Here is a 25,879-nt window from a genome sequence, read left to right as displayed (position 1 = left end):
CTCATTTCGAAATGGAGGGGACGGCTTCGTCCTCGAGCGGGCGGCGCGCCAGCTCGTGCTCGTCGGGCTTCTTGCTGCGCAGCTTGTCGAGCAGGACGTAGACCACCGGCGTGGTGAGCAGCGTCAGCAACTGGCTGGCGATCAGGCCGCCGATGATGGCGATGCCAAGCGGGCGGCGCAATTCCGAGCCTTCGCCGAAGCCGATCGCCAGCGGTAGTGCGCCGAGGGCCGCGGCCAGGGTCGTCATCAGGATCGGGCGGAAGCGCAGCAGGCAGGCCTCGCGCACCGCCTCCAGGGCCGAGACGCCCTTCGAACGTTCGAGGTCGAGCGCGAAGTCGATGATCAGGATCGCGTTCTTCTTGACGATGCCGATCAGGAGGAAGACGCCGATCAGGGCGATGATCGAGAACTCCATGTTGAACATCAGGAGCGCCAGCACCGCACCCACCCCGGCCGAGGGCAAGGTCGAGAGCACCGTGATCGGGTGGATCAGGCTTTCGTACAGGATGCCGAGCACGATGTAGATGACGACGATGGCCGCCAGGATCAGCAGCGGCTGCTCCTTGTTCGATTCCTCGGCCGCGCGCGCCGTGCCCTGGAAGCTGCCGCGCACGTTCGAGGGCATGGCGATGTCGGCTTCGGCCTGTTTTACTGCTGCCTTGCCGTCCTCGAGGTTGGCGCCTTCGGCCAGGTTGAACGAAACGGTCGTCGCCAGTTCGCCGTCCTGGTGGTTGACCGAGGTCGGGGTCGAACTCTCGGCGAAGCTGGCGATGGCGGACAGGGGCACCATCGTAGTGGCGCTGTTCGACAAGGCCGCGCCGCTGGAAGCGTCGCGCGTGGCCGTCAGGCTCGACGCCGGCGCCGGGGTGCCCGCCGTGGTCGTGGTACCGCTGGCGGCGCCACCGGTGGTGCTCGCGGCGACCGGCGCGGTCGCCGCGGGAGCCGTGCCGCTCGTCGGGCGCGCCGGCACGTACACATCCTTCAGCGCTTCCGGCGACTGCGCATATTTCTGCGCCACGCCCATGATCACGCTGTACTGGTTCAGCTCGTCGTAGATCTTCGAGACCTGGCGCTGGCCGAAGTTGTTGTACAGCGCATTGTCGACGTCGCGCGTGTTCACGCCCAGGCGCGCAGCGCTGTCCTTGTCGATGGCGACGAACATCTCGACGCCGTTCTCGGCCTGGTCGGTGTCGACGTCGACCAGCTGCGGCTGGCGCTTCATGGCGTCGCCCAGCTTCGCGGCCCAGGCCTTCAGATCCTCGGCGTTGTCGCTTTTCAGGGTGTACTGGTAGGTGGAGTTGCTGGAGCGCCCGCCCATGCGCAAGTCCTGCACGGGGTTGAGGAAGAGCGAGACGCCGGTCACGCGGGCGAGTTTCGGCCGCAGGCGCGCGATCACGGCCTGGCCTTTGTCGGTGCGCTCGGAGGCGGGTTTCAGGTCGATGAACATGAAGCCGCCCCCCGCCCTGCCGCCGCCCGTGAAGCCGACCACGGTATTGACCGCCGGGTCGCGCTTGATGATGTTGACCAGCTGGCGCATCTTGCCCTGCATCGCCTGGAAGGAGATGCTCTGGTCGGCGCGGATACCGCCGCTGATCTGGCCCGTGTCCTGCTGCGGAAAGAAGCCCTTCGGCGCCGCCGAGAACAGGTATACGTTCAGGCCGATCACGAACACCAGGATCACCATCACCAGGCCCATGCTGCCGAGCGCCCAGTCGAGCGAGCGCTCGTAGCCGCGCAGCACGCGGTTGAAGCCGGCCTCCGACCAGCGGGCAAAGCGTCCCGGCGGGCGCTCGATGGTGTGGCCTTTCTTGAGCAGCCAGGCGCACATCATCGGCGTCGTGGTCAGCGAAATCACCAGCGAAATCATGACGGCGGCCGACAGGGTGACCGCGAACTCGCGGAACAGCCGTCCCACTTGCCCGCCCATGAACAGCAGCGGAATGAAGACGGCCACCAGCGACAGGCTGATCGAGAGCACCGTGAAGCCGACTTCGCGCGCGCCGACCAGGGCCGCCTGCATGCGATCCATGCCGGCCTCGATGTGGCGCGCGGTATTTTCCAGCACCACGATGGCGTCGTCGACGACGAAGCCGGTGGCCACCGTCAGCGCCATCAGCGACAGGTTGTTCAGGCTGAAGCCCAGCAGGTACATGACGCCGAAGGTGCCCAGCAGCGAGACAACCGTCGCCACCGCCGGGATGACGGTCGCGCGCACGCTGCGCAGGAAAACGCTCACCACCAGCACCACCAGCAGGATCGAGAGCATCAGCGTGAATTCGATCTCGTGCAGCGAGGAGCGGATGGAGTTGGTGCGGTCGGACGCCACCTGCAGCGTCACGTCGCTCGGCAGCTGGGCCTGCAGCGAGGGCAGCAGCGCGCGTACGCCGTCTACGGTTTCGATGACGTTGGCCGCCGGCTGGCGCGTGATCAGCACGATGACGGCCGGTTCGCCGTTGAACAGGCCCAGGGTATTGATGTTCTCCGGGCCGTCGATGACCTGGGCCACGTCCTGCAGGCGGATCGCGGCGCCGTCGCGCCAGGCGACGACGAGGTCGCGGTAGTCGGCGGCGGTGCGGCCATTGGTGGGCGTGTCGGCCTGCGAATAGATCTGCAGGCGGTTGCCGTCGAGTTCGAGCGCGCCTTTCGGGCGGTTCGGATTGCTCGACTGGATGGCGGCGCGCACGTCCTCGGCCGAGACGCCGTAGCGGTTCAGCGAATAAGGAACGAGCTCGACCCGTACCGCCGGCAGCGAGCCGCCGCCGATCTCGACCTCACCCACGCCCGGCACCTGCGCCACGCGCTGCTGGACGATGTTCGAGACGGCGTCGTAGATCTGGCCGGGCGTGCGGCTTTTCGAGGTGAGCGCCAGGATGATCACCGGCTGGTCGGATGGATTGGCCTTGCGGTAGGTCGGGTTGCTGCGCAGGGTCGCCGGCAAGTCCGCCCGCGCGGCGTTGATCGCGGCCTGCACTTCGCGCGCGGCCGAATCGATCTTGCGGTTCAGGTCGAACTGCAGGCTGACGCGGGTCGAGCCATTGCCCGAGTTCGAGGTCATTTCGTTGACGCCGGCGATCACGCCCAACCTGCGTTCGAGCGGCGTGGCGACGCTGCTGGCCATGGTCTCGGGGCTCGCGCCCGGCAGCGAGGCCGACACCGAAATGGTCGGGAAGTCGACCTGGGGCAGTGGCGAAACCGGCAGCACGAAGAAGGCGCCGATGCCGGCCAGCGCCAGCCCGAGCGTCAGCAGGACGGTTGCGATCGGGCGCTGGACGAAAGGCTTCGACAGGTTCATGCGCCGGCCTCACGGGGCTTGGCCGGCGCCTTGCCGCCCCAGCGCCGCGACACGCGGTCGAACGCGAGGTAGATCACGGGCGTGGTGAACAGCGTCAGCAGCTGGCTGAGAATCAGGCCGCCGAAAATGGCCAGGCCCAGCGGCCGGCGCAGCTCGGCGCCCTCGCCCCAGCCGAACATCAGCGGGATCGCGGCGAACAGCGCGGCCAGGGTCGTCATCAGGATCGGGCGGAAGCGCAGCAGCGCCGCCTGGCGGATCGCGTCCAGCGGGCTCATACCCTGGTCGCGCTCGGCCTCGATCGCGAAGTCGATCATCATGATCGCGTTCTTCTTGACGATGCCGATCAGGAGGATGATGCCGATGATGCCGATCACGCCCAGCCCCTGCCCCGTGACCCACAGCGCCAGCAACGCGCCCACGCCGGCCGAGGGCAGCGTGGAAAGGATGGTGAGCGGGTGGATGTAGCTCTCGTAGAGCACGCCGAGCACGATGTAGACGCAGACCACGGCGGCGAGGATCAGCCACAGCTGGTTCGAGAGCGAGTTCTCGTAGGCGCCCGAGGCGCCGAGGAAGCTCAGGGTGACCGAAGCCGGCAGCTTGATGTCGGCGGCGGCCGCGCGGATCGCGTCGACCGCCTGGCCGAGCGAGGTGCCGCTGGTTGTGTCGAAGCCGATGGTTGTGGCCGGGTATTGCGCGACGTGGGTCACCTGCAGCGGCGCCTGCTCTTCGCGGATGGTCGCCACGGCGGACAGGGGCGTCGGCTCGCCGGAGCTGGTGCGCAGCTGCAGGCGGCCCAGGGCCTGCAGCGACATCGCCTCGTCCTGCTGCGCTTCCAGGATCACGCGGTACTGGTTGGTCTCGGTGAAGATGGTCGAGACGATGCGCTGGCCGAAGGCGCTGTAGAGGGCGTCGTCGATGCTGGACGCCGTGATCCCCAAGCGCGAGGCGGTGTCGCGGTCGATGTGGACGACGGCCGCCGCACCCACCGCGCCGGCGTCGGTGGTGACGTTCCGCAGTTGCTTCTGCTCGGCCATGCGCGCGACCAGCTTGCGTGCCCAGGCGACGACGGTGGCGTTGTCGGCGCCTTCGAGCGAGACGCGGTACTGGGTCGGGCCGCTTTCGGCGTCGATGGTCAGGTCTTGCGTCGGCTGCAGGTACAGCGTCAGACCGGCCACGTTCGCCACGCGCCGCTTCAGGCGGCTCATGATCTCGTCGGGGTCGCCGTCGCGGTCGGGCTTCAGGTTGATCAGCATGGTGCCGGTGTGGAGCATGCTGTTGTTGGCGGCATCGACGCCGACATTCGAGGCCAGGGACTCCACTTCCGGATCTTCCAGGATCGCCTTGGCGGCAGCCTGCTGCATCTCGGCCATGCGCTCGTAGGAAATCGCCTGGCGCGCCTCGACGCGGGCCTGCAGCTGGCCCGTGTCCTGGGTCGGGAACAGGCCTTTCGGGATGAACGCCCACAGCAGGGCGGTCAGCGCCAGCGTGGCCAGGGCGACGATCAGGGTCAGGCCCTGGCGCGCCAGCACCCAGTCCAGGCCGCGGTCGTACCTGTGGATCACGCGGTCGAAGAAGGCCTGGGTCTTGATTGCCCACTTGCCCGGCTTTTCTTCCTCGTGGCTGCGCAGCCAGCGCGCCGACATCATCGGCACCAGGGTCAGCGAGACCAGGCCCGAGATCAGGATCGTGATCGCCAGGGTGACCGCGAACTCGCGGAACAGGCGTCCGACCACGTCGCCCATGAACAGAAGCGGGATCAAGACCGCGATCAGCGACACGGTCAGTGAGATGATGGTGAAGCCGATCTGCGCCGCGCCCTTGATCGCCGCGGCCATCGGCTTTTCGCCCTCTTCGATATAGCGCGCGATGTTCTCGATCATGACGATCGCGTCGTCGACGACGAAACCGGTGGCGATGGTCAGCGCCATCAGGGACAGGTTGTTCAGGCTGTAGCCGAGCAGGTACATGACGCCGAAGGTGCCGATCAGCGAGATCGGCACGGCCAGGCTGGCGATCACGGTGGCGCGGATGCTGTGCAGGAAGGCGAAGATCACCAGCACCACCAGCACCACGGCCAGCAGCAGTTCGATCTGCACGTGGTGCACCGACGCGCGGATGCCGGTGGTGCGGTCGGACAGCACGTCCAGGCGCAGCGACGCCGGCAGACCCGCCTGCAGTTCCGGCAGGCGCTCCTTGATCGCGTCGACCGTGGCAATGACGTTGGCGCCCGGCTGGCGCTGGACGTTGAGAATGATCGCCGGTTTCAAATTGGCCCAGGCGCCCAGGCGCACGTTCTCGGCGCTGTTGACGACCTGCGCCACGTTCCCGAGGCGCACCGGGGCGCCGTTGCGGTAGGCGACGATCAGGTTTTTATAATCCTCCACCGTCACCAGCTGGTCGTTGGCGTTGATGGCGTAGGCGCGGGTCGGGCCGTCGAAGCTGCCCTTGGCGCTGTTGGCGTTGGCCGCCGTGATCGCGGTGCGCAGCGAGTCCAGGCCCATGCCGTAGGAAGCGAGCGCCTCGGTATCGGCCTGGATGCGCACGGCAGGCCGCTGCCCGCCCGATAGCGTGACCTGGCCGACGCCGGAGACCTGGCTGATCTTCAGCGCCAGGCGCGTGTTGACCAGGTTCTGCACCTCGGTCAGGGGCACGGTGTCGGAGGTGATGGCAAGCGTGAGCACCGGCGCGTCGGCCGGATTGACCTTGGCGTAGACCGGCGGCGCCGGCAAGTCGGCCGGCAGCAGCGAGCCGCCGGCATTGATCGCGGCCTGCACTTCCTGCTCGGCGACGTCGAGCGTCTGGCCGAGGCCGAACTGCAGGGTGACGATGGAGACGCCGGCCGCGCTGGTCGAACTCATGCGCGTAAGGCCCGACATCTGGCCGAACTGGCGCTCCATCGGCGCCGTGACCGTGCGTGCCATGACCTCGGGGCTGGCGCCGGGGTAGAGGGTCTGCACCTGGATGGTCGGGAAGTCGACCTGGGGCAGCGCCGACAGCGGCAGGAATTTATAGCCGACCAGGCCGGCCAGCACGATGGCGAGCATCAGCAGGGCCGTGGCGACCGGGCGTCGGATGAATGGGCCGGAGGGGCTCATCGCGGCACCCTGTTCCGGTAGGGTGGGCGCCCCGTGCCCACGCGGAAACACGCTTGTGTTGAATGAACCGCCATCGCATCTGCTAACACGACGCAAAAATCCGCGTGGGCACGGAGCGCCCACCCTACCGTGGCGATCATTGCGACGCTCCCTCGCGCTGCTGGCGGCGCGGACGTTCGCCCTGCGCACCCTGCCCGCCCTGGCGCCCGCCCTGCGCGCCCTGCGCCGGCCGGTCGCCCGGTAGCGTCACCTTGGCACCATCCTTCAAGCGGTCGGCGCCTTCGGTGATCACCTGTTCCCCGGCCTTGAGCCCGGTCGCCACCTGCACCTTATCGCCGCTTGCCTGCCCGCGCGTCACGCTGCGCAGGGAGACGGTGCGCGCCTCGGGATTGAGAACATAGACGAAATCGCCGTTGGCGCCATGGCGCAGGGCGTTGACGGGCACCACGACGGCGTCTTCGACCGTGCGCACCTGCAGGCGCAGGTTGACGAACTGACTCGGGAACAGCTTGTTGTCAGCGTTCTCGAAACGCGCCTTGGCGCGCACGGTGCCGGTCTGGACGTCGACCTGGTTGTCGAGCGCGGCGAAGCGGCCCGTGGCCAGCGCGGTGCTGCGCGTGCGGTCGAGCGCCGTGGCCGGCAGCTGCGCGTTCTGGGCGATACGCCCCTGCAGTTCCGGCACCTGATCCTGCGGCACCGCGAATTCGACGTCGATCGGCGAGAACTGGGTGATCACGGCGATGCCGTTGGCGTCGTTGCTCCCCACCAGGTTGCCGATATCGACGGTGCGCAGGCCGACACGGCCCGCGATCGGCGCCTTCACCTGGGTGTAGCTGAGGTTCAGGCGCGCCAGGTTCTCGGCCGCGGTGTCGGTCTTGACCGTCGCTTCGAGCTGCTTGACCAGGGCCGCCTGGGTGTCGACTTCCTGACGCGCGATCGAATCCTGCTCCAGCAGGGTGCGGTAGCGCGACAGGGTCAGGCGCGCGCTTTCCAGCTGGGCTTCGTCGCGCTGGCGCTGGCCGGTCGCTTGCAGCAGCGCGATTTCGGAGGAACGCGGGTCGATCGTCGCCAGCACCTGGCCGGCGCGCACGATCTGGCCTTCGGTGAAGTTGATCTTCTGGAGGACACCCGAGACTTGCGGGCGCACGGTGGCGATCGCCGCCGGCGTCACCGTGCCCAGGGCCTCGAGCGTGACCGGGATGTCGACCTGCTCGGCCGTGGCGACGCCGACCGTGGTCGCCGGCGCGCCGCGCCGTCCGCCTCCGCCACCGCCTGGGCCGCCACCGCCACCGCCGCCAGGGCCGGCAGCGGCACCACCCCGCGCCCCCGCCCCCGCGGTGCCCGGCCCGGCGCCACCGGCGCCCTGCGGCGTCCGGTGGGTCAGGTACCAGGCCAGCGCCGCCAGCGCCACCATGGCGAGCACGGCGATGATGCTGCCGATGCGCTTGCTGCGCTTCTTGCGGGCGGTTTCCGGGTTCGGGGTCTTGTTCGGGGAAACGGTGGAATCCATACTTATCCTTGATGTTCGGCTTGCTGACAAATGCACAAGTAATCAGCTTGGAATGTAGCACGGCACGCAGGATGGATATGTTTCGTAACGTACATAGCGCCGGTGCCAGACCGGCCTCGCGCGGACAGGGTCGGGACAGCCTTTACACCGCTTCACACCGTAGGACGCCATTCGCTGCCATGCATGAAAAACGGGCGCCGGAATGATTCGGCGCCCGTTCGGGAGCTTGCACAACTTGTAACAGCGGATACAAATCCGCTACATGGTTTTACCCGCCCGCGCTCATGGCAGCTCGCATAGGCAATGGGTGACGGCCGCGAATGGTTTCTTGCCGTCGCTCAGGTCGGCCAGCCAGCCCAGGTCTTTGGCGACGCCGGACATGGCGGCGGGCGGGATCGCATCCGGCAGGATGCCGAGCTTGACCTGGATGTTCAGGGCCTGGACATCCGAGACGCCCAGCATCGACAGGAATTGCTCGAAGGCCGTGCCCGGACGCTCGACATAGGCGACGCGGAAGTCGTCGCCCAGCTTGGCCCGCTTGGCCGCCGAACGCAGCGCGTCGCCGTAGCTGCCCAGGCGGTCGACCAGGCCGCGTTCCTTGGCCTGCGCGCCCGTCCAGACGCGGCCCTGGCCGACTTCGTCGATCTTGGCCGCGGTGGTCTTGCGCGCGGCGGCGGCCTTGGTGGTGAACTCGCGGTAAACGTTGTCGATGCTGGCCTGCACCAGCTGGCCGAAGCGCGGATCGAGCGGGCGCAGCGGGTTGTAGGCGTCGGCCAGCCAGGTGGTGGTGACGCCGGCCGTGCGCACGCCCAGCTTGTCGGCGACCTTGTCGGCCGTCGGCAGGATGGCGAACACGCCGATCGAACCGGTGATGGTGGCCGGGTCGGCGATCACCTCGTCGGAGGCCATCGAGATCCAGTAGCCGCCCGAGGCGGCCACGCTGCCCATCGACACCACGACCGGCTTGCCGGCCGCGCGCGTCAGTTCCAGCTCGCGCCGGATCAATTCCGAACCGTAGGCGCTGCCGCCGGGCGAATCGACGCGCAGCACCAGGGCCTTGACCGAGTCGTCTTCGCGCGCGCGGCGGATCATGGCGGCGGTGGAGGTGCCGCCCACCACGCCGGGGCCGCCCTGCCCTTCGGTGATCTCGCCGGCGGCGACGATCACGCCGACCGCGTCGCCGAAGGCCTTTTGCGGATTACGCGCGAGGTACTCGTTGTAGGAAACCTGGCGGAAGCTCTTGATCGATTCGTCGTACTCGCCGCGCTTGATGAACATGGCGCGCACCTCGTCGCGGGTCTTGATGCCGTCGACCAGCTTCTGGTTCAGCGCCACCTGCGCCGCGTTGCCGCCGGTCGCCTGCATCAGTTGCGGCAGCTGCTCGATGCCGCGCGCCACGCTGCCGGCCGCCAGCTTGCGGTTCTTCTCGACGCTGGCGGTATAGCCCTGCCACAGGGCGCCGTACAGGAAGGCGTCCGCTTCGGTGGCGGCCTGCGACGGGCCGTTGCTGATGTACGGTTCGGCGAAGCTCTTATAGGTGCCGACCTTCATCAGGTTGACGGTCACGCCGAGCTTGTCGAGCGCGTCGCGGTAGTAATTGCGGTGGCGGCCGAAACCTTCGATCAGCACCATGCCCATCGGGTGCACATAGACTTCGCTCGCGTGCGACGCCAGCAGGTAGCGCTTCTGGTCGAAGTTGCCGCCCCAGGCGATGACGGGCTTGCCGGCCGCCTTGACGCGGTCGATCGCTGCGCCGACCTCGTGCAGCATGGCCAGGCCGGCGCCATCGAGTTCGTCGAGCATCAGGTAGACGCTGCCGATGTTCTTGTCCTTGGCGGCCGCGTCGAGCACGGTCAGCAGGTCGCGCAGCTCGATCATGCGCCGCGTATTGCCGCCCACGTTCGACAGCAGGGTGTCGCGCAGGGCGCTGCTGTGCTCTTCGACCAGTTCGCCGCGCAGTTCCAGCACCAGCGCGGTCTTGGCGGTGAGCGGCTTGGCGCCGCCGCTGAACAGCGCCCACAGGAAGGCGATCAGGATCAGCAGGAACAGGCTGTTGAGCACGAAGCGGCGGGTCGCGTCGAGACCGCGCCAGAAGATGCCAAAACCGCGGCGCAGGGAAGTCATGGGCTTGAAGGACATCGGAACTCCACTAGGGTAAGAAAATGTCAGGCGGTGACGGCAAGTTTGTCTGCCGCCTCTTTGTGCGAAATCGCATACAGGCCAACGAAGACGAGTATGCCATTGACCATCAGCAGTTCGAGACCCAGGCGATAGCTGCCGAGCAAATATTGCTGATAGAACTCAAGGATCGCGCAAAGAACGGGGGCGCCGATTGTCACGAAAGGCACGAGATGGTCGGTCAAACCACGCTTCGTCAGCATGCCGAAAGCAAACAGGCCCAGCAGCGGGCCATAGGTATAAGCGGCCAGTTTCAGGATTACCACGATCATGCTCGGTTCGTCGATCCACTTGAAGCCCAGCACCAGCAGCAGGAACAGCGCCGCGAAACCCAGGTGCACGTGGCGGCGCAGGCGCTCCTGGGCGGCCACGTCGAGATCGGCGCGGCGCTTGATGCCGAGGATGTCGATGCAGAAGGTGGAGGTCAGTGCCGTGATGGCGCCGTCGGCGCTCGGGAACAGGGCCGAGACCAGTGCGATCAGGAAGATGATCTGCACCGCCGCCGGCAGATGGCCCATGACCACGGCCGGGAAGATCTTGTCGCCCGTGGCCGCCACGCCGGCCAGCGGCGCGTACAGGTACAGCAGGCCGCCCAGGAACAGGAAGGACGAGAGCACCACTACCAGCACCGCGGTCAGGCTCAGCAGGTTCTTTTGCGAGTCGGCCAGGGTTTTGACGGAAATCGTCTTCTGCATCATTTCCTGGTCCATGCCCGTCATCGTCAGCACGATGAAGATGCCGGCGACGAACTGCTTCCAGAAAAAGTTGGGGCTGTCGACATCCCAGGTGAAGATGCGCGCCAGGCCCTGCGACTGCATCGCATTCAGGCTGTCCGGGATCGACATGCCGAGTTCGTTCAGCAGGAACCAGACGCAGGCGAACAGGCCGAACAGCATGCAGCTCGTCTGCAGGGTGTCCGTCCAGACGATGGTTTTGACGCCGCCCTGGTAGGTGTACATCAGGATCATGGCCAGGATCACGAGGGTCGTGACCCAGAACGGGATGCCCAGGCTGTCGAGGATGATGGCCTGCAGGATGTTGACGACCAGGTAGAGCCGCGCCGTCGAGCCGAGCAGGCGCGAAACGATGAAGAAGCCCGCCCCGCTCTGGTAGGCGCGCCGTCCCAGGCGCACGTCCAGGTAGTGGTAGATCGAGGTCAGTTTCAGGCGGTAGTACAGGGGCAGCAGGATGTAGGCGACCGCGATGTAGCCGAACACATAGCCGATCAGGATCTGGCCGTAGCCGAAGGCGTCCTTGCCGACCGCGCCGGGCACGCTGATGAAGGTCGCGCCGGACAAGGTGGTGCCGACCATGCCGAAGGCGACCAGCATCCAGTTGGAACTCTTGTTACCGATGAAGAAGCTGTCGTTGTTGGCGTTGCGGGAGGTCGCCCAGGCGACGCCGAGCAGCAGCGCGAAATAGCCGATGAGGATGCAGAAAAGTAGAACCGGGGACATGTGTTTTTAGTGGGGTGGTGATGACGCGCCCAGCAATATACACCTAGATAACGGTAGGGTGGGCATTCATGCCCACCGGTGATACCTGGCAGCTCCGATATCGTGCCGGATGATCTCGCTGCTATTTAATCACCGCGTGGGCGGGAGACCCGCCCACCTTACGTTACGGAGCCACCGGCAGATGCTTATGCTTCCTCGCCCTCTACCCGCTCGAAGGGCCCGATGCAGGCTTCCATCGTCTCGTCGCTGCACATCAGGAACAGCGCCCCCGAGGGGTGGAAGCGCAGGAAATTCGTGGCCTGGGTGCCGACCTCCATGATCTCGCCCGAGCAGTCCTGCTTGCCGTTGTCCTTGACGATGCGGTCTTCGAGCTTGTAGAAGCCCTTGGGGCTGGGCTTGTCGGGGATGCGGTATTCGCTTTCGGAGATTTCTTCCTTGCTCGTCACCAGGGTGGTGCCGTCGCCGCGGAAGCGGTAGGTTTCGACGCAGCGCAGTTCGGGCAGCGCCAGGCGCCAGATGCCGAGAATGGGGTGGTTCGCCGCCGGCGCCGGCGGCGCGGCCTGGGCCAGCGGTGTCAGGACAACGAGGGAGACCAGCAGCTTGGACAGCGCACGCATGACAGCTCCTTTCACCAAGGTTGTGATCGATCGCTTCCGGCCCGCCAGGGGCCGGGGTGCTGCATGCTGCGCCGGCCCTGGCGGCCGGCCTGGTTCGATCGTATGCCCGATTTTATGCCAACTTAGCCGTTGTCCGTCGTCCCCTTGCCCTTGGCCGGACGGCGGCTACGCGCGGCTGGCTTGCGTGCCGGACGGCTGGAACCGCCACGCGCCGGTTTCGCGCGTGCAGCGCCCTCGCCCGGGGCGACATTGCCGTTGACGTCGTCCGGCAAGACATAGTCGTCCTCGTCCTCGGCAGCCAGGGCCGCGGCGGGGGCGGCGATCTCGGCCACCGGCACCTGGGCCGGTTCCGGGGCCGCATCCACCGGCGCTGCGTCCACGGGCGCGGCCTCCGGTGCGCCTTTCTTGGCGGCCGGCTTGCGCGGCGTGCGGCGGCGTTCCTTCTTCGCCGGGGCGGCCTCCTCCACCGCGATTTCGGCTGCCTCTCCGGTCGCTGGCTCGACCGCTGGTTCGGCCACTTCCGTCGCCTGCGTCGCGGTCTCGACCGGCGCGGCCTCTGGCGTGTCCTGCACCGATTCAAATACCACCGCCTCGGCCGCCTCGTCCGGCGTCACCGCCACAAACGGCGCGTCGCCGCGCGTGTTCTTGCGGCCGCGTCCGCCGCGGGTGCGGCCCTTGCCCTTGCCTTCGTCGCGCGCCTCGGCCGGCGCCGCGGCCTCCTCGCCCTCGGTCACGGCATCGGCAGCCGGCGCCATGCTCTCGGCGGCCGGCGCTTCCAGCGGCAGCGCGGCAGCGGCGCCGCTGCTGCGGTAGACATAGGTGCCGGACTTTTCGTCGCGGCCGAATTCGAACAGGCCGCGTACCTGCGCCTCTTCCAGCAGGTTGCCGAAGGTGCGGAAACCGTAATACACCTCCGAGAATTCCGGACGTCGGCGCTTGAGGGTGTCCTTCAGCAGCGAAGCCCAGATCTTGCCGGTGTCGCCGCGCTCGGACACCAGCGCATCGAAGGTCTCGGCGACCATCTCCAGCGCCTGGGTCTTGCGCGCTTCCAGTTCTTCCTTGCGGCGGTCGTCGCCCCCCTGGCGCTTCGGCTGTTGCGGCGCGGCCTTGCGCTCGTCCCTTTTGGCGGCGGCGCGCCGCACTTCGCGCACCAGGTCGTCGTAGAAGATGAATTCGTCGCAGTTGGCCACCAGCAGATCCGAGGTGGACTGCTTCACGCCCACGCCGATCACCTGCTTGGCGTTCTCGCGCAGCTTCGAGACCAGCGGCGAGAAGTCGGAGTCGCCGCTGATGATCACGAAGGTGTTGACGTGCGACTTGGTGTAGCACAGGTCGAGCGCGTCGACGACGAGGCGGATGTCGGCCGAGTTCTTGCCCGACTGGCGCACGTGCGGGATTTCGATCAATTCGAAATTCGCTTCGTGCATCGTCGATTTGAAGCCCTTGTAGCGATCCCAGTCGCAGTACGCCTTCTTGACGACGATGCTGCCCTTGAGCAGGAGGCGCTCGAGTACCGGCTTGATGTCGAACTTCTCGTAATTCGCGTCGCGCACGCCCAGGGCGACGTTTTCGAAGTCGCAAAACACCGCCATGCTGATGTTGTCGGAGGATGAAGCCATAAATTCTTTATTTTCTGTTTTGATAAGGGAGGACGGATACCCGGCGGATTATACGCATAACCTCGTTTCTCCCCGCGCAAGCCCGCGCTGCGACGGCGCAGAGGCGATGTCATTATTGCCACACTGAAAAAATATGGCCAAGCTGATGTGCATACACCTCCCAACGGTATACACTTGCCCCAACGCATAGACAGGTTCTTCCTGTAATGCAACACCCAGCAAATGCAACATCAGATTGTAATAACGAGATACGAGCCTGCATGAAGCCATCGAAGCAAATCGACGTTCGCCTGCGACTTCCACACCATCCCCCGCGCCAAGCCGGCGCCCCCGCCTGCCCCTTCTGCAGTTTCTGACGCGCGCATATGCATTCCAGCGTCAACGAGCGCGAACGGCTCGCGCAAGCCGCCCTGCCGGCGCGCCTGTCCCCGGCCCTGCGCGCCGCGCTGGCGCCGCTGCTGGCCTGCGCCGTCCTGGCCGCGGCGATCTGCCTGGGGCACGAGGGCACGCGCCGCTGGCAGGTGCTGGTGCTGGCCATCCCGGGCCTGGCCTGGCTGTGGTCGCCGCTGCGTGCGCGCGGCTGGCGCCTGGCCCAGGGCCTGGCCTGCTTCGGCATCGGCCTGGGCTTCATCGTCGACGGCGCGCTGCGCGGTTTCCTGCTGTGCGCCTACGAGGCCCTGCCCAACAGCGCCATGGTGCTCAGCGCCGTGGCCAACACCACCGACGAGGAAACGCGCGAATTCCTCAGCATGTACTGGCGCGACCTGCTGGCCTGGGCGGCCTTCGCGCTCGCCTGCGCCGCCGTGCTCGGCGCCGCCCTGCTGCGCTGGTGGCGCTCGCCCCCGGCGCCGCTGCGCCCGCGCGGCTGGAAGCTGGGCGTCATGGCGCTGCTGGCAGTGCTGGTGGCGAGCGCCTTCGTGAGCAATCCGTGGCGCCGCCACCACCCCGTCGCCTTCTGGCCGCACTGGGTGAAGGACGTCGGCACCCTGCGCCACCAGTGGGAAGGCTTCGGCCGCCAGCGCGCGGAGCTGCTGGACGCGGCGGCCGCCGTCAAGCCGGTGCTGTCGGCGGCAGGGCCGGACACCCTGGTGCTGGTCATCAGCGAGAGCCTGAACCGCGGCAACCTCAGCAACTACGGCTATGCGCGCGCGACTTCGCCGCACCTGGCCGCGCGCGAACTGGAACTGGGCGGGCAGCTGCAGGTGTTCCGCCATGCCTGGTCGGTCAATGCCTCGACCGTGCCGGCGCTGCGCAACCTGTTCTACTTCGGAACCCCCGAAGCCAGCGGACGCATGCACCTGCTGGCGCTGGCGCGCGCTGCCGGCTACCGCACTTTCTGGATCAGCAACCACAATGATCTCGCCATCGAGCAGGAACATGCGCGCCTGGCCGACGAGGTGCGCCTGCTGAACAACACCCCCGGCCGCGCCTCGCGCGCGCTCGACGAGCAGATGCTGCCGGCCGCGCGCGCGGCCCTGGCCGACCCGGCGCCGCGCAAGCTGATCGTGCTGCACATGCTCGGCCTGCACCCGCATTACCGGATGCGCCATCCGGACGGCATGACCCCGTTCGCGCATGCCATCGACCGGGTCGACGCGCGCCTGCGCAGCGAAGGCCGCCCGGCCTGGCTGCGCGAGCTGCGCAACGACTACGATTCGGCCGTGCGCTACCACGACAGCACGGTCGCGGCCACGCTCGACCTGTCGCGCCAGGCGGCCGGCAAGCAGACCTGGGTCTTCCTGTCCGATCACGGCCAGGAAGTGGGCCACACGATCGACCGCGCCGGCCACAGCGCCACGACGCCCGACGGCTACCGCATTCCGCTGATGGTATGGAATTCCTTCGACAGCCCGGCCTCGAGCCAGGCCTTGACGGCGCCGGTGCGCAGCGACTGGTTCGGCTTCAGCCTGGCGCGCCTGCTCGGCATCGGCTGGCGCGGCGCGCAGCCGGATCAGGACGTGCTCGACCGCCGCTACCGCTGGCAGGCGCCTGCCCTGCCCGTCAAGATCGACTACGGCACCTAGAGCGCTCTGCTATAGACGCGCCAGCGTGGCCGGGTCGGGCCGCCCATCGAAAAACTGGTCGAGGCAGGTCTGGAACACAGCCTCGTCGGGCGCGGTATCGCTGAACAGGGTCATCGAGGAATGGAATTTGCGGTCGTCCGGATCGCCGAAGATCTCGCCGATCTCCATGTCGCGGTGGGTGGCGACCAGGCGCGCGCATTCGCGCAGGCGCGGGCCGAGCACGGGGTGGGCCAGATAGGCGGCGGCTTCGTCGCTCGACGAGATCGCATAGGTGCGCGCCATCTCGCTCTGGCCCAGGCCCGCGATCTGCGGAAACACGAACCACATCCAGTGCGTGCGCTTGTGGCCGGTGCGCAGTTCGGCGAGGACATCGGAATATACGGGATCCTGGGCGCTGACGAAGCGGTCGAGGTTGAATTCGTTGTCCATGGCAGTCTCCCCAAGAGTGTCCATGCTACCCCTTTCGCCGTTTTTGCTAAAGTGGCGCCACGATGAAACCAGAACACCTGTCCCTGCTGCTGACGCGCGAGATGCCCTATGGGAAATATGAAGGGCGCAAGATCGCCGACCTGCCCGGCCATTATCTCGGCTGGTTCGCCCGGGAAGGCTTCCCGCGCGGCGAACTGGGCGAACTGCTGGCCCTGATGTACGAGCTCGACCACAACGACCTGCGCGGCCTGCTCGACCCGCTGCGGCGCGGCCGCTAGGCCCTCACCAGGCGCAGCCACCGCGCGTTGCCGCTCAGCAATCAAACGGGCGGCGCGGCCGCAGCCCTTTGGCTATAATCGGTTCAGGCTCACTATATTGACAGCGCATGCAAGCAGATCCGGCCGCGGCCCCCCGTGTCCTCCTCGTCGAGGATGACGAACATATTTCGCAAGTCCTGCGTTTCATGCTCGAACGCCAGGGTTACCAGGTCGAACACATGGCCGACGGACGCGCCGCGTCGCATCACGTCGCCGCCTCCGATCCGCCGGCGCTGGTACTGCTCGACGTGATGCTGCCGTATGTCGACGGCTTCGAGATCGTGCAGCTGATCCGCGCGCAGCCGGCCTGGCGCGAGGTGCCGGTGCTGATGCTCACCGCGAAGAACACCGAACGCGATACCGTGCGCGCCCTCGACGCCGGCGCCAGCGATTTCATCATCAAGCCCTTCCAGCCGCAGGAATTGCTGGCCCGGGTGCGCCGCTACCTGCGCCCAAGCGCGTGACGCCGGCCACCCATCCCGACGCTTTCATTTCCGCCGCCCTCTGGACGGGCTTCGCGGCGCTCGTCCTGACCCTGCTGCTGGGCCTGCAGATCATCGCCATGCGCATGCTGCTGCGCCAGCGCCAGCGCAGCGATGCGCGCGCACTGGCGCGCTGGCGTCCGCTGCTCAACGCCGCCATCGTCGGCGACATGCCGCAGGCCCTGCCGCCGCTGCGCCGCGGCGAGCGCCTGCCCTTCCTGCGCCTGTGGGCGCACCTGCAGGGTTCCCTGCGCGGGGAAGCCAACGAGGCCCTCAACGAGGTCGCGCGCCGCCTCGGGATCGACGCCTACGCGCGCGGCCTGCTCGTGCGCGGCAACCGGCCGGCGCGCCTGCTGTCGGCCCTGGTGCTGGGGCACCTGCACGACCGCGAGGCCTGGCCTGCCCTGTTGCGCATGGCCGCGCAGCCCGACAACACGGTCTCGCTCACGGCCCTGTGGGCGCTGGTGCGGGTCGATCCGCCGGCCGCCGCCGACTACATGGTGCCGCTGTTTATCGAACGCGAGGAATGGGCGCTGTCGCTGGCCGCCGGCGTGCTGCAGCAGGCGACGGAAGCGGCTGCCGCCGCGCTGGCGCGCACCCTGCCCGCCCTGCCCCAGGAAAAGCTGCCGCGCGCCCTGCGCATCGCCGAAGCGCTGCATGCGACGCTGCCGGTCGGCGTGCTCGGCGCGGCGCTCGCCAGCGCGTCGATGCCGGTCGTGATCGCCGGCCTGCGCGGGGTGCGCACGCCCGAGACCCTGCCCCAGGTACGCGCGCTGCTGGCGCACGAGGACTGGCAGGTGCGGGTGCAGGCGGCGCGCGCGCTCGGGCGGGTGGGCGAACGCGCCGACGCCGAGCGCCTGGCGGCCCTGCTCGGCGACCGCGAATGGTGGGTGCGCTACCGCGCGGCCGAGGCCCTGCTGGAACTGCCGGCGCTCTCGCGCGCCGACCTCGACGCACTGCGCGCCTCGCTCACCGACCGCTTTGCCGCCGACATGCTGTCGCAGGCGATGGCCGAAAGCGAGACTAAATGAGTACTGCGAATGAACACCGCGCATGAATACCGATAACCTTCTTGTCGCCTTCGTCACCTGGTTCGTGCTCTGCTTTTTCGTGGCGCTGAACGGCGGCTACCTGCTCCTGAACCTGTTTTCGCTGCGCGCCCTGCACAGGCGCGGCCAGGAGCAGTTCCTGGGCGACCTGCCGCGCGCCTACTCGGGCCTGGAGCCGCCGGTGAGCATCCTGGTGCCGGCCTATAACGAGGAAGCGACGATCGCCGCCTCGATCCGCTCGATGCTGCAGCTGACCTACGCCGAATTCGAGATCGTCGTCATCAACGACGGCTCGAAGGACAAGACCCTGGAGGTGCTGCAGCGCGAATTCGCCCTGCTGCCCTTCCCCGAAGCCTACCGCCGCACGATTCCGACCAAGGAGGTGCGCCAGATCTACCGCTCGACGCGCTACCCGAACGTGCGCGTGATCGACAAGGTCAACGGCGGCAAGGCCGACTCCCTGAATGCCGGCATCAACGCCTCGCGCTATCCGCTCTTTTGCGGCGTGGACGCCGACTCGATCCTGCAGCGCGACAGCCTGGCCAAGGTCACCGAGCCCTTCCTGCGCGACCCGACCATGGTCGCCACCGGCGGCACCGTGCGCGTGGCCAACGGCTGCGAGGTGTCGGGCGGCTTCCTGACCAAGGTCGGCCTGCCGCGCAGCGCGCTGGCGCTGTTCCAGGTGGTCGAATACCTGCGCGCGTTTCTGTTCGGGCGGCTCGGCTGGTCGGCGCTGAACGGCATGCTGATCATTTCCGGCGCCTTCGGCATCTTCAAAAAGGACGCGGTGGTGCTGGCCGGCGGCTACCGGCCCGACACCATCGGCGAGGACATGGAACTCGTGGTACGCATGCACCGCACCCTGCGCGAGAAGAAGCAGCCCTACCGCATCGAATTCGTGCCCGACCCGGTGTGCTGGACGGAGGCGCCCGAAGACATGGCCACCCTCAAGAACCAGCGCGTGCGCTGGCAGCGCGGCCTGGCCGAGAGCCTGAACGCGAACTGGGGCCTGATGTTCTCGCGTAACGGCGGCGTGGCCGGCTGGGTGGCCTTTCCGTTCATGCTGTTCTTCGAGTGGCTCGGGCCCGTGATCGAACTGGGCGGCTATATCTTCATGGTCTTCGCTTTTCTCACCGGCGCGATTTCCTGGGAAGCCTTCGGCGCCTTCCTGTTCGTCGCGCTCGGGCTGGGCATCCTGCTCTCGGCCTCGGGCCTGCTGCTGGAAGAGATGTCCTTCCACCTCTACCCGCGCGGCAAGCAGCTGCTCATGCTCGGGCTGATGGTGATCCTCGAGAACTTCGGCTACCGCCAGCTGAACACCTGGTGGCGCCTGGTGGGCCTGTGGCGCTGGCTGCGCCAGAAGGAATCGACCTGGGGCGCCATGAAACGCAAGGGCATCGGCGAGGCCGAACCCGGCGCGAAGCCGGACATGAAACCGCCCACGCGCACGCCATGAAGCGGCTGCCGGCACTACTGAGTTTACTCATTTCTCTGCCCATGTCGACTTCCGTCCATGCCGGCACCCTGCACCTGTGCCCGGCCGCGCAGGCGCCGCGCGATGGCCAGCGCGCCACCCTGGCCGACGGCAGCGTGCTGGTGGCGCACGCCAGCCCGCAACTGCCCGGCTGCCGTCCGGCGCCGCTCGGGGTCGATGCCGCGCTCGTGGCCGGTGTACATGCGCTACGCCCGGGCGACACGCCGGCGCGCACCATCCTGCTCTACGGGCCGGCTGGCGCCTCGCCCTTCGCCATCGCCAGCCACGAGCTGCCGCAGCCGGAGCGCGCCGGCGCCGCGCCGGCGCCGCGTCCGGTGCCGCTGCGCGCGAACCTGCTGCCTGATGCGCGCGTGCGTGCGTTCGGCGTCGAGGAGCGGGTGCGCGTCGAGCTGGCCGGCGGCCGGCTGCAAGTGCGCTGCGAAGCGGGCGAGCGCGCGGCCGGGGTGCTGATCGACGGCCCCTGGCAGCTGCCGCTGGCCGCGCTGCGCCTGGCGGCGCGCTACGGCGCCAGCGCCGACTTCGCACTGCAGGCGGCCGATGCCGCCTCCGCGGCGCGCGAAAGTGCGCACGGCCTGGGGACACTCGCCGCCGCCGGCCGCGAAGCCGCGCTGCCCCTGCCGGAAGCGCTCGACCGCGCGGGCTGGCGCCAGTTCGTGCTCCAGTGCCCGGCGCAGGCCGCGACGCTCTCCTTGGACTACCTGACGCTGGAACCGCTGCCGGCGATGGTGAAAAACGCCCAGCCGCGCGCCGCCTGGATCTGGGAGCGCACGGCCTGGCGCGACGGCGCCGACGCGCTGCTGGCCTGGGCCGGACGCGAAGGCGTGCGCGAACTGTTCATCGTGGTGCCGCTCGATGGCGCCAGGGTGCGCGAGCCGGCGCGGCTGGCCGCCTTCGTGCGCCGCGCGGGGCGCGTCGGAATCGCCGTCACCGCCGTCGAGGGCGACCCGCACATGGTGCTGCCCTCGCAGCGGGCCGCCACCGTCGACCGCGCCCGCGCCTACGCCGCCTACAACCGCGCCGCCAAGCTTGAGGAGCGGCTGCGCGCGATGCAGTTCGACGTCGAGCCCTATCTGCTGGACGACGCGGTGCTCGACCCGAAGGCGCACGACCGCGAATACCTGGCGATGGCGGGCGCGCTCCATGCGGCCGCCGGCGGCATGCCGCTCGAATTCGTGGTGCCCTTCTGGTGGGACGACAAGCGCGCCCTGCTCGACCAGTTGGCGCGCGTGTCGGACGGGCTCGCGGTGATGGACTACCGCACGGATCCGGAACAGATTGTCCGCTTCGCCGTGCCCTTCCTCGACTGGGGCACGCGCCACGGCAAGCGCGTGCGCATCGCCCTGGAAGCCGGCCGCGTGGCGCCCGAACTGCAGCGCCGCTACGTTCGCGCCGAGGCGAATGAGGCAGGCACGCTGCTTCTGGCGCGCGCCGGCGAGGCGCAGGCGCTGGTGCTGCTGCGCCAGCCGGTAACCCAGGCCGCCGGCACGCTGTACCGCCTGTCGGGCGAACGCAGGTTGGAAGGCGACGCGACCAGTTTTCATGGCGACCGGGAGGGATTGCGCAAGCTGCTGCCGGCGCTGGAACGCGACTTCAGCGCCTGGCCGTCCTTCGACGGCATCGCCCTGCACGGCTGGCGCTAGCGCGCATGGCGCGCGTTCAGGCCAGCGGCAAATCCACGCGGAAGGTAGTGCCGACTCCCTGCGCCGTCTCGAAGCTGATCTGCCCGCCATGCTCCTCGACCAGGCTGCGGCTGATCGACAGGCCCAGGCCTGTGCCGCCCTTCTGGCGCGTGTCGGCGCCGTCGGCCTGGGCGAAGCGCTGGAATACACGCGGCTGGAAGGCTTCGGGAATGCCGCCGCCCTCGTCGCGCACCGACAGGCGCGCCCCGCCCGCGTGCGCGCACAGCGCCAGCGTCACGGTTGCGCCGCGTGGCGAGAACTTGATCGCATTCGACAGCAGATTGGTCAGCACCTGCACCAGGCGGTCGTGGTCGATCGCGGCGCTCAGGCTGCGCGCTTCCTCCTCGCAGTCGAGCCGCAGCTTCACGCCCATCTGCTCGGCATACGCCTGCATGCCCTCCAACGCGTGCTCGGCCACCGGCAGCAGCGGCTGCGGATGGCGCTCGAACTGCATGCTGCCCGCTTCGATCTTCTGGATGTCGAGCACGTCGTTCACCAGGCGCACCAGGCGTTCGCAGCTCTGGTGCGCGATCTCGACCAGGCCGGCGATGTCGGGCGGCAGCTCGCCGGCGATGCCGTCGGCCAGCATCGAGAGCGAGGCGCGGATCGAGGTCAGGGGCGTGCGCAGCTCGTGCGAGACCGTCGCCACGAATTCGCTCTTGAGCCGGTCGACCTTGCGGCGTTCGGAGATATCGTGCAGGAAGACGGCGAAGAAGCTGCCCTCGCTGCCGCTGGCGAGACCGGCCGTCATCTCGATCGGGAACTCGACGCCCTGGCGGTTGATCACGATGCGCTCCAGACGCCGCTCCAGCAAGGGGCTATGGCCCATGCTGCGCACCACCTCGATGGCGCGCCAGGTGCTGGGACGGAAGCGTTCGGGCACGATCAGTTCCGGCATCGGCCATCCCAGCACTTCGGAGCGCTTCCAGCCGAACATGCGTTCGGCGGCGCTGTTCCAGTCGGTGACCAGGCCGCGCATGTCGACGCCGACAAAGGCATCTTGCGCCGCTTCGACGATGGCGGCGACGCGCTGTTCGCTTGCCTGCACCGCGGCCAGCGCGCGTTCGAGCTCGCGGGTGCGCGCCTCGACCCGCGCTTCCAGCGTGGCATTCACGCCCTTCAGTTCGTGGCGGCGCTGGCGCAGGTCGGTCAGCAGGGCGTTCAGGGTCGCCGACAGGGTCTCGACCTCGACATAGCTGCCGGCGCCCGAGGCCAGCCATACGTTCTCGCCGCCGCGGATGCGTTCGGCCTCGCGTACCAGCCGGCCCAGCGGGCGCGTGATGGTGCGCGCCAGGAGCACGCCGACCAGCGAGAACACCAGCGCCAGCCCCACGCCGCTGAGAAGCGCCCGCTGGCGCAAGGCCTGGGCCGGCGCATAGGCGTCGGCTTCGGCCTGGCGCACCAGTACCGTCCAGCCCAGGCCCGGATAGGCGTCGAAACCGCTGCTGTGGCTGAAACCGACGAGATAGGAGGCGCCATCCGGCCAGCGCTCGACCAGGTAGCCGGCGTCCTGGCGCTCGGCCGCGCGCAGGCTGGGCAGGTCGAGCTTGCGACCCTGCAGGGCGGCGGGGCCGAGCAGCACGCTGCCGTCCGCGCCCACGATCAGCGCCTCGACCTTGCCGCGCGTGGCAAGCGGCGCGATCACCGAGCGCTCGACCGAGCGCGCCCACCCCCATGACAGGTGCACGCCCAGCACGCCGAGCGTCCTGCCGTCGGCATCGGCATAGGGGAAGGCGACGTCGACGAAACGGCGCGGTTCCCCGCCATCGCGCGGCAGCAGCTTGGCCAGCAGCACGGCCTCGTGCACGTCGCCGACATGGATGCCCTTGAGCGCATTGCGGAACCAGGGCCGCTGCGACACGTCCGCGCCTTCGAGCAGGCCGCGTCCGGCCGCCTGCACCCGGCCGTCGACGCCGGCCATGCCGATCCAGTCGTAGTAGCCGTAGGATTGCTGGATCGTGTCGAGCACCGCGCGCCGCTGTTCGGGCGTGCCGCCGGCCAGGTCGCGCCGCTGCGCCAGCAGCTTCACTTCACGGTAGCGCTCGTACATGCCGCGGTCGAGCTTGTCGGCGGTCTGCTGGGCCAGGTCGCGCAGGCCCTGGCCGATGCTGGTCTCGACCTGGCCGGTGGAGGCGACGTCGACCACTTCGACCATGAGCACGGTGATGACGATCGACAGCAGCGAGAAGGCCAGCGCCAGCCAGCTGCCGAGCCCAAGCCGGGCGCGGCGCCGCGGCGCATTGCCGGGAAGCGCGTCGGCGGCCGGCGCCTGGGGCTGGTGTGCGGGAAGGGAATTCGGAGAGCGATCCATTGGTTGTCGGTGATGTTCTGTGCCGCCAGAGTACCATGCGGACAAGCAGGCGGCGACTGGCGCGGCCCGCTGCGGCCCGCTGTGGCCCAGTATGGACAGGCAGCGCACGGCCGCGGCCGATTTCTCTTATACTTACCGGTTACATCATCCGCACCAGACCACAGCAATGTCCAACACCGCCACGCCTGCCGCTCCCCTGCTCGACTACGTCACGTCCTGCGCGCTGCCCACGCCCTGGGCCCAGTTCACGCTGCACGCCTTCGTCGAGCACAGCACGGGCAAGGAGCACCTGGTGATGGCGCTGGGCGACATCGGCGACGGCGAGCCGGTGCTGGCGCGCGTGCACTCGGAATGCCTGACCGGCGACGTGCTGTTCTCGCAGCGCTGCGACTGCGGCGCCCAGCTCGAAGGGGCATTGAAGCGCATCGCCGCCGAGGGCCGCGGCGCCCTGCTCTACCTGCGCCAGGAAGGCCGCGGCATCGGCCTCGTCAACAAGATCCGCGCCTACCGCCTGCAGGAAGCCGGCGCCGACACGGTCGAGGCAAACCTGCAGCTGGGCTTTCATGCCGACGCCCGCAACTACGAACTGTGCCTGCCGATGCTGGAGCAGTTCGGCATCAGGCAAGTCAAGCTGATGACCAACAATCCGCGCAAGATCGACGCCCTGAGCCGCCTCGGCATCGAGGTGGTCGAGCGGGTGCCGCTGCTGGTCAACCGGAATGCCTTCAACAACAGCTATCTCGACACCAAGCAAGCCAAGCTCGGCCACATGATGGCGCAGCCCGACGCCCTCGTGCGCGAGGATGGCGAACTGTAACGTTCTGCAGACAACTACTTAGAGTGGCAAGATAGCAGCTAACCACTGCTATCGATGGGGGGGCCGCCCCTGCGCCTGCTCGCATGAAATTTTTCGCCAGCCTGCTCCTGTTCTGTTGCCTCGGCATGGCCATCGCGGCCCCTGCCGGTGCACCTGTTCGCCCTCAGCCGGCCGCCGCCCCGGCGGGCAAGGAAGCGCCGCCCGCCCTCGCCATTCCGCCAGCCACCCCGCCCGGCACCACGCCGCCCGCGCCCGGCCCTGGCGAACTCGACACGACCACGACCCTGCCGCCGCCCTCCTCGGCTGCGCAGCAGCTGTATTCCGCGGCCCAGGCCGACCTGCTGCAGATCCGCATGCTGCTGCGCAATGGCCGTACCCAGTCGACAGTCGGCTCGGGCTTCCTGGTCGGCACCAGCAATCTTGTCCTTACCAACTACCACGTGGTGTCGCAGATGGCGCTCGACCCGGCGGTGTACGCGGGCGAATACGTCGACACCGACGGCAAGCGCGGGCCGGTGGAACTGCTGGCGGTGGACGTGCTGCACGACCTGGCCGTGCTGCGCGTGAACCGCAACGGCAGCGGCTTTTTCATCGTGCCGGAAGCGCCGGTGAAACTGCGCCAGGGCCAGGATCTGTACTCGCTCGGCAATCCCCTCGACCTGGGCTTCGCCATTTCGGAAGGCGCCTACAATGGCGTCGTCAGCCGCAGCTTCTACGACCAGCTGATCTTCAGCGGCCCCATCAACTCCGGCATGAGCGGCGGGCCGAGCGTGACCGCCGGCGGCACCGTGGCCGGCATCAATGTCTCGAAACGGCGCGACGGCGAGGCGGTGAGCTTTCTGGTGCCGGTGAAATACGCGCAGGAACTGCTGCGCCGGGTGGCCAGCCAGCGGGCGGTGCCGAAGGATTTCAATCCCCTCATCGCCGAGCAGTTGCTGGCGCACCAGCGCGCCATGGTCGGACGCCTGCTCGACACCCCGCTCTCGATCAAGAACATGGGCCCTTACCTGGTGCCGGTGCGCGAATCGGGCCAGGTACGCTGCTGGGGCCGCTCGAACGCGATGCTGGAAGCGAGCTTCAGCACCGATACGCTCAGCTGCGCGATGGAGTCGGCAATCTACGTGTCGGACACCCAGCAGACCGGTCAAGTCTCAATGACCCACCAGTACCTGCGCTCGGCCAACCTGCATCCGCTGCGCTTCGCGGCCCTGGCCAGCAGCCAGTTCGGCGTCGACCGCCTCGGCAAGACGCGCGACGCCCGCCTGACGGGGCCGCTGTGCAGCGAGCGTTTCGTACACTCGAACACACTGCCGCTGCGTGCCGTGACCTGCGTGCGCGCCTACCGCAAGTTCCCGGGTCTGTACAACTTCACCCTGCTCACTGCCAGCACCGACAATGCCCAGGCCAGCCTGCAGAGCCGGCTCGACGTGTCCGGCGTGTCGTATGACAACGGCATGCGCGTGGCGCGCGCCTTTCTGAATGCGCTCGGGCGCAGCGGAAAATTGTGA

Annotated in this window: 17 protein-coding genes; 8 read left to right on the top strand and 9 right to left on the bottom strand. The window is 68.2% G+C overall.

The genetic code is table 11. The features are described from left to right. Position 1 precedes the first annotated feature (1 nt). The 7 genes from ASF77_RS01950 to ASF77_RS01920 form a co-directional block, all read right to left on the bottom strand. Positions 2–3,292, bottom strand: a complete 3,291-nt coding sequence (locus ASF77_RS01950; RefSeq protein ID WP_056333652.1) for an efflux RND transporter permease subunit — start codon at positions 3,290–3,292, stop codon at positions 2–4. Beyond that, positions 3,289–6,387, bottom strand: a complete 3,099-nt coding sequence (locus ASF77_RS01945; RefSeq protein ID WP_056333650.1) for a multidrug efflux RND transporter permease subunit — start codon at positions 6,385–6,387, stop codon at positions 3,289–3,291. The genes ASF77_RS01950 and ASF77_RS01945 overlap by 4 nt, the downstream gene beginning before the upstream one ends. Before the next feature lie 136 nt (positions 6,388–6,523). After that, on the bottom strand, positions 6,524–7,897 hold the full coding sequence (locus ASF77_RS01940; protein WP_056333647.1) for an efflux RND transporter periplasmic adaptor subunit: 1,374 nt from the start codon (positions 7,895–7,897) through the stop codon (positions 6,524–6,526). A gap of 282 nt (positions 7,898–8,179) precedes the next feature. Continuing rightward, complete coding sequence (sppA, locus tag ASF77_RS01935; protein WP_056333644.1) at positions 8,180–10,036, bottom strand: signal peptide peptidase SppA; 1,857 nt, start codon at positions 10,034–10,036, stop codon at positions 8,180–8,182. A 26-nt stretch (positions 10,037–10,062) separates the two neighbouring features. Next, entirely contained in the window at positions 10,063–11,532 is a 1,470-nt protein-coding gene (locus ASF77_RS01930; RefSeq protein WP_056333641.1) for a sodium:solute symporter, read from the bottom strand. A 185-nt stretch (positions 11,533–11,717) separates the two neighbouring features. After that, on the bottom strand, positions 11,718–12,149 hold the full coding sequence (locus ASF77_RS01925; protein WP_056333638.1) for a hypothetical protein: 432 nt from the start codon (positions 12,147–12,149) through the stop codon (positions 11,718–11,720). Positions 12,150–12,271: 122 nt separating this feature from the next. Further along, the gene (locus ASF77_RS01920) at positions 12,272–13,768 is read right to left on the bottom strand and encodes an NYN domain-containing protein (protein WP_056333635.1); all 1,497 of its coding nucleotides are present in this window, start codon (positions 13,766–13,768) and stop codon (positions 12,272–12,274) included. 365 nt (positions 13,769–14,133) lie between these two features. Between ASF77_RS01920 and ASF77_RS01915 the strand changes: the two genes are divergently transcribed. Continuing rightward, the gene (locus tag ASF77_RS01915) at positions 14,134–15,792 is read left to right on the top strand and encodes a phosphoethanolamine transferase (protein WP_056333633.1); all 1,659 of its coding nucleotides are present in this window, start codon (positions 14,134–14,136) and stop codon (positions 15,790–15,792) included. Between the two features lie 9 nt (positions 15,793–15,801). Here the strand turns inward: ASF77_RS01915 and ASF77_RS01910 are convergent, their stop codons facing one another. Beyond that, positions 15,802–16,221: a DUF1810 domain-containing protein gene (locus ASF77_RS01910; RefSeq protein ID WP_056333630.1), complete on the bottom strand. Its 420-nt coding sequence runs from the start codon at positions 16,219–16,221 to the stop codon at positions 15,802–15,804. Positions 16,222–16,283: 62 nt separating this feature from the next. On the opposite strand from ASF77_RS01910, the gene ASF77_RS01905 reads away from it, so the two are divergent. The 5 genes from ASF77_RS01905 (at position 16,284) to ASF77_RS01885 (ending at position 21,204) form a co-directional block, all read left to right on the top strand. Further along, positions 16,284–16,499 (top strand): DUF3820 family protein, encoded by a 216-nt coding sequence (locus ASF77_RS01905; protein WP_056333627.1) that lies wholly within the window; start codon positions 16,284–16,286, stop codon positions 16,497–16,499. Positions 16,500–16,606: 107 nt separating this feature from the next. Continuing rightward, a complete protein-coding gene (locus ASF77_RS01900; protein ID WP_056333624.1) occupies positions 16,607–17,002 on the top strand; it encodes a response regulator transcription factor in 396 nt (131 codons plus the stop codon). Continuing rightward, positions 16,999–18,051, top strand: coding sequence for a HEAT repeat domain-containing protein (locus ASF77_RS25095; protein ID WP_056333621.1), 1,053 nt, complete (start codon positions 16,999–17,001; stop codon positions 18,049–18,051). The genes ASF77_RS01900 and ASF77_RS25095 overlap by 4 nt, the downstream gene beginning before the upstream one ends. 22 nt (positions 18,052–18,073) lie before the next feature. Then, complete coding sequence (locus ASF77_RS01890) at positions 18,074–19,525, top strand: glycosyltransferase family 2 protein (protein WP_056333618.1); 1,452 nt, start codon at positions 18,074–18,076, stop codon at positions 19,523–19,525. Positions 19,526–19,566: 41 nt separating this feature from the next. Further along, on the top strand, positions 19,567–21,204 hold the full coding sequence (locus tag ASF77_RS01885; protein ID WP_056333616.1) for a hypothetical protein: 1,638 nt from the start codon (positions 19,567–19,569) through the stop codon (positions 21,202–21,204). A 16-nt stretch (positions 21,205–21,220) separates the two neighbouring features. On the opposite strand, the gene ASF77_RS01880 is transcribed toward ASF77_RS01885, so the two are convergent. Further along, positions 21,221–23,554, bottom strand: a complete 2,334-nt coding sequence (locus ASF77_RS01880) for an ATP-binding protein (RefSeq protein ID WP_056333613.1) — start codon at positions 23,552–23,554, stop codon at positions 21,221–21,223. 166 nt (positions 23,555–23,720) lie between these two features. Here ASF77_RS01880 and ribA point away from each other — a divergent pair, with 166 nt between their 5' ends. Then, the gene (gene ribA, locus ASF77_RS01875) at positions 23,721–24,371 is read left to right on the top strand and encodes a GTP cyclohydrolase II (RefSeq protein WP_056333610.1); all 651 of its coding nucleotides are present in this window, start codon (positions 23,721–23,723) and stop codon (positions 24,369–24,371) included. Positions 24,372–24,454: 83 nt separating this feature from the next. Then, a complete protein-coding gene (locus ASF77_RS01870; protein WP_229445194.1) occupies positions 24,455–25,879 on the top strand; it encodes a serine protease in 1,425 nt (474 codons plus the stop codon).

The sequence above is a fragment of the Massilia sp. Leaf139 genome (genome assembly GCF_001424165.1).
Taxonomy (GTDB): Bacteria; Pseudomonadota; Gammaproteobacteria; order Burkholderiales; family Burkholderiaceae_D; genus Telluria.
The sequence above is the reverse complement of the archived record's forward strand: the minus strand, read 5'-3'. Positions and strand labels throughout refer to the sequence as shown.

Bases quoted from the DNA above. Each gene is read 5' to 3' on its own strand.
- ASF77_RS01870 (WP_229445194.1), top strand. From the start codon at position 24,455: ATGAAATTTTTCGCCAGCCTGCTCCTGTTCTGTTGCCTCGGCATGGCC.
- ASF77_RS01930 (WP_056333641.1), bottom strand. From the start codon at position 11,532: ATGTCCCCGGTTCTACTTTTCTGCATCCTCATCGGCTATTTCGCGCTG.
- ASF77_RS01920 (WP_056333635.1), bottom strand. From the start codon at position 13,768: ATGGCTTCATCCTCCGACAACATCAGCATGGCGGTGTTTTGCGACTTC.
- ASF77_RS01890 (WP_056333618.1), top strand. From the start codon at position 18,074: ATGAATACCGATAACCTTCTTGTCGCCTTCGTCACCTGGTTCGTGCTC.
- sppA (WP_056333644.1), bottom strand. From the start codon at position 10,036: ATGTCCTTCAAGCCCATGACTTCCCTGCGCCGCGGTTTTGGCATCTTC.
- ASF77_RS01940 (WP_056333647.1), bottom strand. From the start codon at position 7,897: ATGGATTCCACCGTTTCCCCGAACAAGACCCCGAACCCGGAAACCGCC.
- ASF77_RS01910 (WP_056333630.1), bottom strand. From the start codon at position 16,221: ATGGACAACGAATTCAACCTCGACCGCTTCGTCAGCGCCCAGGATCCC.
- ribA (WP_056333610.1), top strand. From the start codon at position 23,721: ATGTCCAACACCGCCACGCCTGCCGCTCCCCTGCTCGACTACGTCACG.
- ASF77_RS01945 (WP_056333650.1), bottom strand. From the start codon at position 6,387: ATGAGCCCCTCCGGCCCATTCATCCGACGCCCGGTCGCCACGGCCCTG.
- ASF77_RS01885 (WP_056333616.1), top strand. From the start codon at position 19,567: ATGTCGACTTCCGTCCATGCCGGCACCCTGCACCTGTGCCCGGCCGCG.
- ASF77_RS01905 (WP_056333627.1), top strand. From the start codon at position 16,284: ATGAAACCAGAACACCTGTCCCTGCTGCTGACGCGCGAGATGCCCTAT.
- ASF77_RS01950 (WP_056333652.1), bottom strand. From the start codon at position 3,292: ATGAACCTGTCGAAGCCTTTCGTCCAGCGCCCGATCGCAACCGTCCTG.
- ASF77_RS01900 (WP_056333624.1), top strand. From the start codon at position 16,607: ATGCAAGCAGATCCGGCCGCGGCCCCCCGTGTCCTCCTCGTCGAGGAT.
- ASF77_RS01925 (WP_056333638.1), bottom strand. From the start codon at position 12,149: ATGCGTGCGCTGTCCAAGCTGCTGGTCTCCCTCGTTGTCCTGACACCG.
- ASF77_RS01880 (WP_056333613.1), bottom strand. From the start codon at position 23,554: ATGGATCGCTCTCCGAATTCCCTTCCCGCACACCAGCCCCAGGCGCCG.
- ASF77_RS01915 (WP_056333633.1), top strand. From the start codon at position 14,134: ATGCATTCCAGCGTCAACGAGCGCGAACGGCTCGCGCAAGCCGCCCTG.